This is a genomic window from Vibrio sp. SCSIO 43132 (assembly GCF_019904195.1).
Taxonomy (GTDB): Bacteria; Pseudomonadota; Gammaproteobacteria; order Enterobacterales; family Vibrionaceae; genus Vibrio; species Vibrio nigripulchritudo.
Genome location: NZ_CP063199.1, coordinates 3,848,015 through 3,860,884, shown reverse-complemented (window position 1 = coordinate 3,860,884; position 12,870 = coordinate 3,848,015). Strand labels below are relative to the sequence as shown.

General features: G+C 45.8%; 12 protein-coding genes. 11 read left to right on the top strand and 1 reads right to left on the bottom strand.

The window, feature by feature from the left end; translation table 11 throughout:
• Positions 1 to 2: 2 nt before the first annotated feature.
• The gene (locus INR79_RS17495) at positions 3 to 3,593 is read right to left on the bottom strand and encodes a DUF1566 domain-containing protein (RefSeq protein WP_223095323.1); all 3,591 of its coding nucleotides are present in this window, start codon (positions 3,591 to 3,593) and stop codon (positions 3 to 5) included.
• Between the two features lie 231 nt (positions 3,594 to 3,824).
• On the opposite strand from INR79_RS17495, the gene INR79_RS17490 reads away from it, so the two are divergent.
• From INR79_RS17490 to INR79_RS17440, 11 genes are read left to right on the top strand one after another with little or no spacing between them, the layout of a single operon-like run.
• The gene (locus INR79_RS17490; RefSeq protein ID WP_022551875.1) at positions 3,825 to 4,025 is read left to right on the top strand and encodes a Flp family type IVb pilin; all 201 of its coding nucleotides are present in this window, start codon (positions 3,825 to 3,827) and stop codon (positions 4,023 to 4,025) included.
• Positions 4,009 to 4,455 (top strand): prepilin peptidase, encoded by a 447-nt coding sequence (locus tag INR79_RS17485; RefSeq protein WP_316606955.1) that lies wholly within the window; start codon positions 4,009 to 4,011, stop codon positions 4,453 to 4,455. The genes INR79_RS17490 and INR79_RS17485 overlap by 17 nt, the downstream gene beginning before the upstream one ends.
• 13 nt (positions 4,456 to 4,468) lie before the next feature.
• Complete coding sequence (cpaB, locus tag INR79_RS17480; protein WP_223095318.1) at positions 4,469 to 5,362, top strand: Flp pilus assembly protein CpaB; 894 nt, start codon at positions 4,469 to 4,471, stop codon at positions 5,360 to 5,362.
• A 3-nt stretch (positions 5,363 to 5,365) separates the two neighbouring features.
• The gene (locus tag INR79_RS17475; RefSeq protein WP_223095316.1) at positions 5,366 to 6,784 is read left to right on the top strand and encodes a type II and III secretion system protein family protein; all 1,419 of its coding nucleotides are present in this window, start codon (positions 5,366 to 5,368) and stop codon (positions 6,782 to 6,784) included.
• Positions 6,785 to 6,789: 5 nt separating this feature from the next.
• On the top strand, positions 6,790 to 7,353 hold the full coding sequence (locus INR79_RS17470; RefSeq protein ID WP_223095314.1) for a pilus assembly protein FlpD: 564 nt from the start codon (positions 6,790 to 6,792) through the stop codon (positions 7,351 to 7,353).
• Positions 7,354 to 7,356: 3 nt separating this feature from the next.
• A complete protein-coding gene (locus INR79_RS17465) occupies positions 7,357 to 8,484 on the top strand; it encodes a CpaE family protein (protein ID WP_223095312.1) in 1,128 nt (375 codons plus the stop codon).
• Between the two features lie 6 nt (positions 8,485 to 8,490).
• Positions 8,491 to 9,789 (top strand): CpaF family protein, encoded by a 1,299-nt coding sequence (locus tag INR79_RS17460; protein WP_223095310.1) that lies wholly within the window; start codon positions 8,491 to 8,493, stop codon positions 9,787 to 9,789.
• The gene (locus INR79_RS17455) at positions 9,789 to 10,688 is read left to right on the top strand and encodes a type II secretion system F family protein (RefSeq protein WP_223095308.1); all 900 of its coding nucleotides are present in this window, start codon (positions 9,789 to 9,791) and stop codon (positions 10,686 to 10,688) included. Before INR79_RS17460 ends, INR79_RS17455 begins: the two co-directional genes overlap by 1 nt.
• A gap of 5 nt (positions 10,689 to 10,693) precedes the next feature.
• Positions 10,694 to 11,614: a type II secretion system F family protein gene (locus tag INR79_RS17450; RefSeq protein ID WP_262415360.1), complete on the top strand. Its 921-nt coding sequence runs from the start codon at positions 10,694 to 10,696 to the stop codon at positions 11,612 to 11,614.
• Complete coding sequence (locus INR79_RS17445; protein WP_223095306.1) at positions 11,611 to 12,381, top strand: tetratricopeptide repeat protein; 771 nt, start codon at positions 11,611 to 11,613, stop codon at positions 12,379 to 12,381. The genes INR79_RS17450 and INR79_RS17445 overlap by 4 nt, the downstream gene beginning before the upstream one ends.
• Positions 12,378 to 12,848: a TadE/TadG family type IV pilus assembly protein gene (locus INR79_RS17440; RefSeq protein ID WP_223095304.1), complete on the top strand. Its 471-nt coding sequence runs from the start codon at positions 12,378 to 12,380 to the stop codon at positions 12,846 to 12,848. Before INR79_RS17445 ends, INR79_RS17440 begins: the two co-directional genes overlap by 4 nt.
• Positions 12,849 to 12,870 lie beyond the last annotated feature (22 nt).

Genomic DNA, 12,870 nt, shown 5'->3' with positions numbered 1-12,870 from the left:
TTTTACTCTGCATAGTAACCATCACTGATTAATACCAGCGGGTTATGATCCGAATTATTAAAGTACTCAGCTTCTAGCCACGACGCCGTCAGTGCTCGATGTTTTAGACCGTCTATACTTGGCGCATCCAACCAAAATCCATGGAATGTGCTCATGTTCATTCTTGGGAAGTACAAATTAGGGAAATAACGAGTATCTAGGTTGGACGCACGGTTTTGACCAAAGTCGAACAAGGCGTAACCCTCTTCCAGCGTAGGAATACGCCAGTTGTTTAATCCACAACGTTTTTTGCTGTTTATCCAGGTAATCTGGTTTTCAACCGTACACTGCTTTGGATCCGTAGAAACAACGTTCAAGTCAGGTAACGCACAGGTGCCATCAAACACATCGCCAGCATTGGTTGCATCTTTAACAAACATATTGTCACCATCAAAAATGGTGTAAGGCTCATCATCTTGACGTCCATGCTTGGTTTCCCAAACCAGCCCAGTATGGGCATCAAGGACACAAGAAAATGGACTTTGCTTATACGTCAGGTCTTGTCGAATCAATGGTACGCCATTATTGTCCAACTTGACGTAGCGAGCACCCAACATGCCATCTTTATTGCTATTTCTGGCTTTGCCACTTAGTGGATCACATGCACCGTCGCTGTCTCTACCACGGTGGCTATCATCAGACTCAATACCCGCAGTCACACGTGAGTCAGCAATATGGATATGTTGAGGGGAATAGGTTAATAGAGCACTTGGCGTTCCAATGTTACTCTGAACACGGATATGATAAGCCTGCTCAAATGTCAGTCCTGTGATGGTTGCCCTTAACTTATTCGTCGGTTTTTGATGCTCTGCATCGACAACATTTTCAAATTGATTGCTGCCCCAACCTAATGTGTATTGAGTGGCGCCAGCTTGTTTATCCCACCCGATGGTCACCCAGTGGCCATCTTCATTTTTGCCTTTACCATCAATACGAACACCCAGCACTTGATCGTGATTAAGAACCACCTGACAGGTAGGATCCAACACGCTAACCGGGTAAACCGTTACCCAACTTCCTGGCCTTGAAAACTCGAAGTAGTATTTGTCTTCCTCTGAGTTGGCTAATAGCTGAGTCATATTTTGAGTAATGTGAGACACATTGACATCAAGGTTATCAATGAGCACTTCACCAATGGCATACTTAGCCGCAAATCTGTCTTGCAAGGTCTCCATATCTGGCATCAGGTTATTACTGGATACCACGCCGTAGTTTCCTAACATGTCAATATCAAGAATATCCAGAACATCCATATAAATGTCGGCGCTTTCAACCAGATCGATCGCTCGGCCAAACAACTTGCCTTCCACTTGCAGGGCAAATATTGCGGCCAAAAATTCAACTTGCTGACGGGGGAAAGCATTATATCGAGCAGCGATCTCATCAAGGGTAAACGGGTAAAGGTAACCTGCGTATCCATGCTTTGATAACGAGGTTTTGAACATTAACGCCGCTTGCGCACTCGAGATATAGCCGACACTTAATCGTTCCAGTTCGCTGATTTCTAAAGTGCCATTACCATTGGTATCACGTTTCACTAATTCACAGAATGATCCCAATACCGACCTTAGCTGGACGCCAGTTTTGTTATCGCGGATATGAATGGTCAACGTGTCATGCATGTCATCTTCCGTGTACTCGTAGTTGTGCTCAAACTTTCTGTTCGGAACTGGCGGCTTGCCTGGCTGACATCTCTCTAAATTATTATCGACATTGCGCAATGGAATGGTAAAAACGAAGCCATTTTTGCCTGCGTAATCAATGCTTTTTCTGCGTTGACCATCAAGATCAATCAGAGCAATCGGCTCATGGCGTCCAACAGGTTGACGGCCATACGTGTCTTCGGTTTTTGGCTTGTTTAGGCGAGTACCCAATACCACCTCTACTGACGCTTCTTCTAACTCGACTGGGAAACGACCACTGATACGAAGATGCTGTTCAGGCGCTAACCCCATTATCTGATTTTTAAGCGGATGGTGGTAATTGGCATACTCTAACTTACCCCAAGATCTCAATTGACGTCTTTCCATCTGCTGATCAGCGGTAATGTTCATCTGAGGGTGAGTAGGCACCGTTTTGCCAACTTGCGCTTTATAATGTTTCCAGATCGGCTCTTTCGGGCTACCAGCGAGAGCAACCAGTATTTTTTTGCCCAATGCTTGTAATCCGGTACCACTGCCCGGCCACGTGGTATTGGGCAGAGTAAAGTATTTGCTATGACTATTGTCTGGATCAGCTGCAACATCCTGCTTATGCTGTTCATAAATACGTTCAATATCAGTTGGACTCAATGTCCACGTAATGGCGGTGCCTTTGCCTGTTTCAGTGTCGAGAACATCATAGAGCCCAAGCAAATCATACTGACTATCACGCCATGAATCGCTAATAGCAAGATCAAATGGTGCATCAAACACCGTAGGTTCGCCGTCCCCCGGATTCGCTATGGCGACGTGCTCTTTAAGTTTCCTTTCCTGACTCCAACCAAGAATCAGATCACGCTCTCCTTGGTCCGCCATCTGCTCATAAACCGAAGCCAGTTCCATCACTAGCTGTTGGGTATAAACCAGTTCTCCACGAGCATTGGCAAGTTGCTGAGTCGTCAATCTAAACAGCCAATTTAACATTGCCCTGTTATGGTTAGACGGGTTAATGACTTTTAGCTGAGCGGTATTTATCTCAATCACCTGCTCGTCTACTGGTGTATTGGGATTACCTTTAATCAGTAACCATTGCTCAGGGGTGAGATTTAGGGTGTAACTGCCATAATAAGAAGGACGCCAGCTACTGCTGCCTGTGGTCTTCATATGGTCATTGATCGCCGTTCTTTGATCTTGCGTTAAGTGCACCCAGGTGCTGCTACTTTGCTCTGACAGGTAACGCCTAACGGCTTCATTTTTTTGCCTAACGGGCAGATTGGCATACTGGGTTAAACTGGTAGAAAGCAGATGCTTAGCGACGGTATTAAATGCTTGAGTAATGGGATCTAACGACAGAGTCACTAACTCGGTTTCATCAATCACGCCATCACCCGAACTATCCATTTGAATGATGCTCGCTAAGGTGTCTAACTCCGTCTTAAAGTACTTACTTTGCGTGGTTGTAGCGGTGGCTGCGCCTGCATTGCTGGTTTTCGTACTCGCCGTTGACTGACTTACGATCCAGCCCTCTACAGTAACAGGTTGATTGTCTGGCCATTGTGAGACTTCAAAGGTGTATTCATAACTGCCTTCCGGTACAGCACTCTGCCATGTGTCACAAGTGTTCCCCGCACACACTTTGAACTCAAAAACATCGGTATCCGTTGCCAGAGGTACAGGTCCTGAAATAGTAATATCCCGAAACTGAGTAGGTGGTTGTGGAGGGGTGATCGCTCCCCCTGGGGTACCGGGCGTTGTTCCTGGGGTTCCGGGGTTCGAGGTTCCCGGATTTCCAGGCTTAGTGGTTCCACTGTTTCCTCCTCCGGGGGTCGACGCTACTCCATCTGTTGGTCTTTCGCTACAACCTAAGGTAGCCAAACCAAGCAAGCTGGTAATAACTATTCGTTTAAAGAGCATGTTTATTCCTTAAAAACACTATTCCAGCCAAAATGAAACGGGATATCGTTCTGCAAGCGTGTCTCATGTGTGATTATATATGACTGGTATTCTGTATAATTACAGATTGTTATTCTGTATGTTAATGGATATTTAGAATATATTATAATATTGTTATTGCTTTTCTCAATGATATTAATAATAATTCTCATCATCATTTGACTGCTGAATGCAATATAAGGAATATCTTCAATGAATGGTTTCACCAACCTTCTAAAACGCTACTTTAAAGATGAAAGTGGCGCTACAGCTATTGAATACGGGATTCTTGCGGCAGGTTTAGCTGCGGGGATCTTGGCGATTTTTGGTTCTGACGGTCTATTCATCACCGCTCTAAAAGATAAGTTCCAGGCCATTATTGACGGTATGAACATGGGTGCCAGTGGAGAGTAATTTCCTTTTATTACTTAAAGCCACCACTTTTGCTCTGTTATGCATAGTTTCACTGACTGACATAAGAAATCGAACAGTCCCGAACTGGGCGTTATTGATACTGGCGATTGTGGTGTTCACTGCAGTCCCATTTAGCGTTTATCACGCCACCATTAGTTTGATCATTTTGCTCCTGGGTATTGTTGCTTTCCACTATCGCTGGCTAGGGGCTGGTGACAGTAAGTTGCTGGCAATATGCGCCTATGGCTCCATCGAACATTGGCAGTGGTTGTTACTGCAAACCGCTTTGGTAGGTGGAGGATTAAGTATCGCCATCCTCGTATACAACCATTTAGTTGGTTTGGGTTTGATAAAACACTCCCCCATAAAAACGGTGCCTTATGCCGTTGCTATTGCTGGCAGTGCCATAACAACCATTCACTACATTTAAAAAAACAAACACCATGAAAAAGTTACTATTTGTGCTCATTAGCATAGGTTTACTGCTCGTTACGCTAATGTTTGTCTGGTCAAATACGGCGGCAACGCCAGTATCGAAAACAGAAAAACAGGCCGAACTAGAAGAACCTAAAGCGATTGCTCCAAAGATTTTGGTTGCCAAATACCCTATTCAGGTCGGTTCTTTACTTCGCTCTCAAGATTTCAAGTGGGCAACGTTCGATGACTCTGAACATCAATTGAATGATCTGTTTTTAAAAGATTTTGTTGAGCTCAAATCATTAGAAGGCAGCTTGATCACTCAATCCCTTGTCGCTGGTCAACCTTTAACCTCCTCTGTCATTATCCGTCCGGAACAAAGTCATTATCTCTCTTCTATGCTTGCTCCTGGTATGAAAGGCGTCACCTTAGATATCACCTTTGCTGGCAGCAATTACGGATTAATTCGAGCCGGTAACTTTGTCGATATCATCTTAACCACGACCAAAAAACACATAGATGATGAAGGGTTTGGGGAATTCACTAAACACGCGAATAACTTAGTTTTAGAAAATGTTCGCTTGCTAGCGGTAGACAATGTTTTGACCGATATTCTGAGTGGTCCAGAGAAAAAAGATTCATCAAGCTCACACAATCAAAACGGGGAGCGCACCATCCCAGTCACTTTTGAAGTGACGGCCGATCAGGCGCAACGCTTATTGCTGGCTCGTAAGCTTGGTTCTTTGTCTCTTTTACTTCGTAGTGCCTATCAAGACGCTAGCCTAGCTCAATCAGACAACGTCACGCTATGGGATGAGGAAATTTCTGATAACCATAATCCGCGCATGCTGCGACAGCAGTCTATCCGAATTTTTGACGGTCAGGATGTCCGTACGCAAGAAAAACCGACAGCGAGATAACTCATGAACACTTTCAAAACACTCTGTATTTGTGTGCTGACACTGCTTTGCTCTGCTCAGACCTATGCAAAGGTTAACACGCTAGAAATCTCCGTTAACGAAAATCGTTTAATTGCTGTTTCCGGTGAGGTGCAAGACGTCTTTGTGTCTGATCCTGACTTGCTTGTTGTACATGCTCCCTCCAGTCGGCACATTATGATTGCGGGTAAAAAGTTAGGAGAGACGGACTTACTTGTCCTTGGCGCCAACGCTTCTACATTGGGTCATTATAAAGTCGTGATCAGCGTTGATCTCTCTGATCTCGAGCAAAATGTCCGACATGCTTTCCCAGATGCTAGCGTCTCCTTTGCCTACAGTGGCGGAGCCATTATCGCGATGGGAGAAGTATCGACACCACTGCAAGCTCATGAAATTCTCAGCATGGCTTCTGGTTATGCAAAATCTCTTCAAGATGAAGATACGCAAACCATGGGCGCGCCTTCTTCACAAGATGGGGGCAATGCTAGGGCAAATGGAGCAGCGAAGCCTGGCGGTGGTATGGGTACTTACCCGTTAGTGGTTAATCAACTAAAAACCGCAGGAAGCACTCAGGTTAATATCTCCGTACGTATTGTCGAGATGGAACGGGCCACCAGCGAACAACTGGGTCTTAGATGGAGCTCTGTTGGTAACATGCGTTGGGGCACTTGGGACAGTTTGCAAACCGCTCTTGGGGTAACGCCAGGCAATAAGTTTCCTACTAACAACTTGCCTAGTGGACCCGATCAGCATGGTCTAAACGTGATCATTGATGCCTTAGTCGAAAACAGTCTGGTGAATGTCCTTGCTGAACCCAATCTAACTGCCAAGTCTGGTGAAGCTGCCACCTTTATGTCTGGAGGAGAATTTCCTTTCCCTGTCGACAATGGCGACGACGGTGTCAGCATTGAGTTTAAAAAGTTTGGTATCTCTTTGGAGCTGACGCCAACCGTGCAAAGCAACAACCAGATCAGTTTAACGGTTGCGCCAGAAGTATCGACGTTAAGCCGTGAAAACAGCGTTTCCATTGCCGGTGTTGAAGTTCCAGGAATCGAAACCCGTCGAGCCACCACTACCATAGAACTGGCAGATGGACAAAGCTTTGCGCTAGCCGGTTTAGTTCGCACCTATCAAGATCATAAAGTGGAAGCTTTGCCTTTCCTTGGCGAAATCCCTGTATTGGCACCTTTTTTTAGTAACAACAGTTTCAAAAACGCAGAAAGTGAGTTGGTTATTATTGCCACTGCCCGTTTAGTTGAACCCACAAGTGATCCCTCTCTTCTTACCACACCTCTGGATCGTTACAGACCAGCGAGTCGTTTTGAGCGTGTATTCCTGCATAAAACAGGGGAAACACACGATGAAAACAGCAGATTGTTCGGCAACTACGGATACAACTATTAGGAATCATGATGAAACAATTAAAACTTTGTTCAGTGGCTTTGTTGTTGCCTGCAATGGTCGCTTGTGTGGCACCAAATCAAGTACTTCCGCATCATAGTTACACCGACACGGCTGAATTTAATGCTAACAGGGAAACACTGCCTGTCGTGTTAGATCAGCTAACCGCGCCCCTTATTCATCGAGAAGAGGTGGGAGTGATAAACATTACTCTGCAAGGCAGCTCGCTTAGTCAATCAGCAAAACAAGAGATTGAAAGCCATCTTTCAAACAAACTCTTAATGCAAGTCGAGCTGGAGCATACCCCTGGCGTGGAGGAAACCATGCAGGGAGATATCGAAGTGAATTTTGTGCCGGATACGTGTCGATACAATAAATCTGCCGTTCCTGTGACTCCTCAAGCGTGCCAGCAATTGCGCAATCAGTACGTCAGTGCCAGCAATAAAGTGGCATGGCATCAGGGGAATACCTACCAAGAGCATAACACTGCACTATCTACCGGTGCTGTTCAAAGACTTTACAACAACCAAATCAAATCTGCGGAAAAGCAGTCAGTAACCGGAGAGGATTAACCCGTGTCAGACAGTACGTTTAACGTCGTTGCTTTTGTATTAGACGACCACAGTCAACAAATCATCACTCAACTGGCTGCCGACATTGATAACCAAAATATTCAGGTACAAAAAGGCGACATTAACAAGGCGAAGGAGTGGTGCACAAAACATGGTGCCCCTGACCTTTTGTTGGTTGATGGCGGTGACTGTGTAAACTTAGATAGCGCCCTTAGTGAGCTGTCACATCATTGCCCTCCTCAGATGAAGTTGATTGTTCTGGGGAAAAAGCAAGAAGTGACCCTTTATCGCCACTTAATGTTTGCAGGAGTGAATGATTACCACACAACTCCTCTTGATGCCGATGCATTGAGACTGAGCTTGCTTCACCTTCAAGGTCATCAGGTGAAAAAATCCCTACGTACGGGCAAAATCATCTGCGTTCTTGGTAGTTCTGGTGGATGTGGTGTCAGTACTATTGCCAGCAACTTAGGCTACTATCTTGCAGAAAAGCAAAGTCAGCATGTTGCGCTTGTCGACCTTGATGTCTTCCACAGTCAGCACCCTATTTTACTTGGCACTGACTATGAACCAAATTTAGAAAATATTCTAAATGATGCAGATCGTATTGACGAAACTCTGCTTGCTCACAGCAGCCATCAGTTTTCAAAAACACTACACCTGTTTTATGGTCAGGATAGCCAGTTACCCTCCGACAATCATAGCTCGATAACTGAGACCATTCAGGCTCTGGCAGAGCACTATGGTACGGTGATTATTGATATACCCAACCTCCATAACCCAGCCATGTTAGACGTCATTGAAAAAGCCGATAACTGTATTTATGTTACCGATTACAGCCTCAATAGTTACCGCTTCTTAGCCAAACTTAGAGCGCGCGTTCAATCGACACATCAAAGACAGATTTTGGTGGGTAATTTGTGCAGAAAAAGTAAAGCGCGAGTGCCTAAGGCTGAACTGAGTAAGTCTCTGGGCTTAGATTTGTCCCTTGAGCTTCCTTTTGATGCCAAAGCGTTCGAAAAGTCAGAACTGCTAGGCAAACCTATTATGGCGCAAAGTACTCGATTCAGTAAAAAGCTCGCTCAGCTTGGCCAAATTGTCAGCTCTGCATCATCGGCAGCAAAAAGGTAATTGCTCATGTTTAGACAAAGCAGCCATGCGCCCAAGCAGAGAACTCATCAACTGCTAACCATGTCAGATGAGGCGAAAAGTGCCTTCTATGAGCTGGTTGATCCATCGGTCGCCGCTAACCTAAGCAGAGATGAGTTGTTACCGAGAGTCCGAGAAGCTTTAGCTAATATCGCTTCAAAAAAAATGCTGCCATACAACAATCAGGAGCTGGCTGTTCTTGCGCTTCAACTGGTTGATGAAATGGTGGGCATTGGTCCGATTCAACCTTTGTTAGAAGATCCCAGTGTTTCAGACATTTTAGTGAATGGCCCTGACACTGTGTACGTAGAGCGTCAGGGCATTCTGCAAAAAACCGATATTCGCTTTAGGGACAGTAAGCATGTTTTGAACGTCGCTCAGCGTATTGTGAATGCAATAGGACGACGAGTGGATGAGTCAAACCCTATGGTTGATGCAAGACTTAAAGATGGCAGCCGGGTAAACGTCATCGCTCCGCCACTTGCATTGCACGGTACCTGCATCTCTATCCGTAAATTTCCAGCCAGCAAAATGATGCTGGACAGCTTGGTGAGCAAACAGAGTTTATCTTCCCAAATGGCTGACTTTCTGGCCATCGCAACACACTGTCGCTGCAATATCCTTATTTCAGGAGGAACGGGCTCAGGTAAAACAACCCTGTTGAATGCGTTAAGTCGACATATCAGTGAAGACGAACGCATCATTACCATAGAAGACGCAGCTGAGCTCTCTTTAGCACAGCCGCACTGGGTTCCTTTGGAAACTCGTAACGCGAGTACGGAAGGGAACGGAGAGGTGAATGTTCGCGATCTGGTTAAAAACGCACTTCGTATGCGTCCAGATAGAATTGTTTTAGGTGAAGTTCGTGGGGCTGAAGCCTTTGATATGTTGCAGGCGATGAACACGGGACATGACGGCTCGCTTTGTACTCTTCACGCAAACAACCCCCAAGATGCCATTGTTCGTCTGACAAACATGTTGCAAATGGGTGGTGAGCGACTGTCTGATCAAATCATACGCAGTCAAATTGTCAGCGCTATCGATGTCGTTGTGCAACTGGAAAGAATGAGAGACGGACATCGTCGCATTACCGCCATCAGTGAAGTCGTAGGAACTCAGGGCGAGCACATTGAGCTCAAGCCGATTTTCCGTTTTGATCTCAAACGCGCGGATAAACATCAGATTCACGGTGACTACAACGCATTCACTATCTCTGAAGCCCTGCTAGAAAAAGCCTCTCACTTTGCTCTGGAAGAAGAGATGCAAACCAGCGTGGAGAGATCATAGTGGCTTTGCTGATTGGAATCACCTTGGTGTGGCTAATTGCCGGTGCCTTTGCCTGGCATCATATAGAAATGAAGGACGGTTGGAAAAAACAGCTCAGCCGGTACACCCTAGTGGCGCTGTCCCAAGAGCAGGAGAGTACTGCTTCGTTCTGGGAGCGTTGGCAATGGCTCCAAAACCTGGTGACCTTTCTGGGGTATGAAAAGCTTCGTCAATGGGCGGCGGTAGGCATCGCCGCGCTGGTGGCTTTTTCGGCTCTGCTGATTATCAACGGCATGGACTGGTACGTTTCAATTCCATTGAGTGCCATCAGTATTGGCTTGGCTGTCTATTTTTTCTATCTTCAGCAACAACAAAAAGCCATGGACCATTTTCGTAATGAGCTGCCAGACATCATCGATGGTCTATTGAGGGCGATACGTGTTGGTGCTCCAATGGCGGATACCTTCCTTGAAATATCTCACCAGCACGATGGCATCACTCGACGCCTGTTTGAACGAATGCACGATGAGCTCAGTGTCGGTCAGGCTTTACCTGATGTAATGAAATACGCTGCGAAAAGAATGCCCATTGCTGAGTTTCGATTCTTAACCATTGTACTGAGTCTGCAACAAGAAACCGGTGGTCGCCTGACTGGCGTACTGGAAAGACTCAGCCATACATTAAGAGCCCGAGCCGAGCTTAATGCCAGTATTCTCAGCATCACATCTGAGTCCCGTAACTCAGCTAAAGTACTGGCGGCTCTACCTGTTCTGGTCTGTTTAGTGCTGTTTACCACAGGTAAAGAACATTTCGACTTTTTAATGGCTTCAACGGGAGGGCAACTCGTTATGGCGTATGTTGTCACTAGCATTCTGTCTGGTCTGCTTCTCATTCGACGCATGACACAGTTAAAAGGATAAGCATCATGGAACTGACCATTATCCCAAACTTCTGGATTGCCTCATTGGCATTGGTGATGATTTTCATCCTGGTGTTAGCAACTTTTTTCTTGTCTCAGCAAACCCTTGCGCGTTGGCAGGAACAGTGTGCGCGATACACAAAAATCAACGACGATGAAAACGTCGGCGTTGCCCAGCAAACTCCGTCATTCTGGAGTTCGTTAGGGGTTCTGTATCCGGTATCAGACAAAGAGAAAAAACGCCTTGTTCAAATGTTAGAACATGCGGGGATACACTCACCAACTGCACTGAATTCAACACGCGGTGCCAAGCTGTTTCTTGGCTTGATGGCGGCCGTTATCGCCCTTTTTTGGCGTTGGTCTCAAGAAGAGCTTCTTGAAGCCATGACCGTCATGTTTATTTTGATTAGTTATGTATTGGGTTCAAACCTTCCGGAGTACTGGCTCAAACGTTTATCCCGTCAAGCGATACAAAAACAACAACAAGTGGTTCCAGATGCCATCGATCTGATGGTCATTAGCGTAGAAGCCGGATTATCTCTTGAACGTGCTTTGGAAAAAGTCGGTACATACCTACTTGATGTGGAACCCATGTTAGCCAACCAGTTTTTGCGAACCCACGCTGAGATTCAAGTGCGGGGAGAATCTTCTGAGTGTCTGAAAAAATTGGCATGGAGAACCGGATTAAAAGAACTTGAGCGTTTGGCAAGCACCATTTCCATGGCCGAGCGATATGGTTCTCCTCTTGCGGAAACCATGAGAACCATCAGTGATGATGCACGCCAAATGAGAAAAATGGCTCTTCAGGAACAAGCCGGTAAACTGCCAAGTCGCATTACCCTGGTTCAGATGGCGCTTATTATGCTGCCTCTTCTTGTTCTTATCATTACCCCAACAATGAACCTATTACTAGAGAGCTTACGATGAGTTCATTTTCTACCTTTAAAGGTCTGGTCTCCATTTACCTTTGTCTTATGTTGCTAGGCTGCGCAACGCCGGAAAAAGTGAAAAAACAGACGGAAAATAACGAAAAAGTTCTGGCTGAAGCTTCCTTCAACTACGGTCAGTTTGCTAAGGCAGAAGAGCAGTACTTAAGGCTCCTTACCGCTTCCCCAGACAAACTTGAATATCAGCTTATGCTTGCCCGAAGCCAGTATAACCAAGATAAAAAAGAAGCGGCTATCGCCAAACTAAAACACGTCGCCTTAGCTGACGATCCTATCGCTGCCCAGGCCAGTATGTACTTAGGTCGCTATCTTCTGGCAGCGGCAAGAGTGCCAGAAGCCATCGCCGTTTATGAACTGGGGGTCAGTAAAGCAAATAATAATGGTATTAAGGCTCAGCTTCATAACGGGCTTGGCATCGCTTTACTGGAGTTTGATTTGGAACGAGCTCGTTCAGAGCTCACTCAAGCCGTCGCTCTTGCACCTGACAACCCTCATTACCGTTCCAATTTAGCGCTTAGCTATCTGCAGGACAATCAGCTGGCTAAGGCGCGACAGACTTTTGAGCCTTTGCTGGCGTATCAGCAGTTGCCTATTCAGGTCGAGCTTAACTTTGCCCTATTGCTTCTGGCAGAAGGCGATGAAGATCAAGCCAGGGCTCTGTTAACTCGTCATTTACCAGCCAGTGAAGTGGAAAGAGATCTGTCCATACTCAAAGGTCGTCTAAATGGCTCAGGAACCCTACTATGACAAGCTCGTCAAAACGGCAAAAAGGGGTTATCAGCCTTGAAACTGCTTTTTTGATGCCCGTTTTTCTCGCGATTACTTTGGTGTTTTTTGATGTATCGCGGCTCCATCTTCAATACGGATTACTCGAACATGCCATGCGTCAATCTCTTCGCGAACTGCTTACAGAAAATTGGCGCAACAACCCTTTAACCAGTGGGAAAGTAAAACGTATGGTTGAAGAGCACGGCTATGGATTCCTCGACTCAGTCACCGTTGAACTGATCAAATTTGATTCGATGGATGCCCTATTGCAAGTGAAAGAGGATGAAGAAGAAGTCGACCCTATTTATCGTCCTTCTGATCCCGTTTACCGAGTAACGGCCACCTTGACTACTGAGTTGAAATTCAGCCCGCTGGGCTTCTTTGAACCTGAAAAACTCAAACAAACCAGCACCGTCATTATTTCTCAGGATTTATTGTTTAACTAACTATGTGCACAAAAAAGCTACG

Bases quoted from the DNA above. Each gene is read 5' to 3' on its own strand.
- INR79_RS17495 (WP_223095323.1), bottom strand. From the start codon at position 3,593: ATGCTCTTTAAACGAATAGTTATTACCAGCTTGCTTGGTTTGGCTACC.
- INR79_RS17490 (WP_022551875.1), top strand. From the start codon at position 3,825: ATGAATGGTTTCACCAACCTTCTAAAACGCTACTTTAAAGATGAAAGT.
- INR79_RS17450 (WP_262415360.1), top strand. From the start codon at position 10,694: ATGGAACTGACCATTATCCCAAACTTCTGGATTGCCTCATTGGCATTG.
- INR79_RS17475 (WP_223095316.1), top strand. From the start codon at position 5,366: ATGAACACTTTCAAAACACTCTGTATTTGTGTGCTGACACTGCTTTGC.
- INR79_RS17470 (WP_223095314.1), top strand. From the start codon at position 6,790: ATGATGAAACAATTAAAACTTTGTTCAGTGGCTTTGTTGTTGCCTGCA.
- cpaB (WP_223095318.1), top strand. From the start codon at position 4,469: ATGAAAAAGTTACTATTTGTGCTCATTAGCATAGGTTTACTGCTCGTT.
- INR79_RS17445 (WP_223095306.1), top strand. From the start codon at position 11,611: ATGAGTTCATTTTCTACCTTTAAAGGTCTGGTCTCCATTTACCTTTGT.
- INR79_RS17440 (WP_223095304.1), top strand. From the start codon at position 12,378: ATGACAAGCTCGTCAAAACGGCAAAAAGGGGTTATCAGCCTTGAAACT.
- INR79_RS17460 (WP_223095310.1), top strand. From the start codon at position 8,491: ATGTTTAGACAAAGCAGCCATGCGCCCAAGCAGAGAACTCATCAACTG.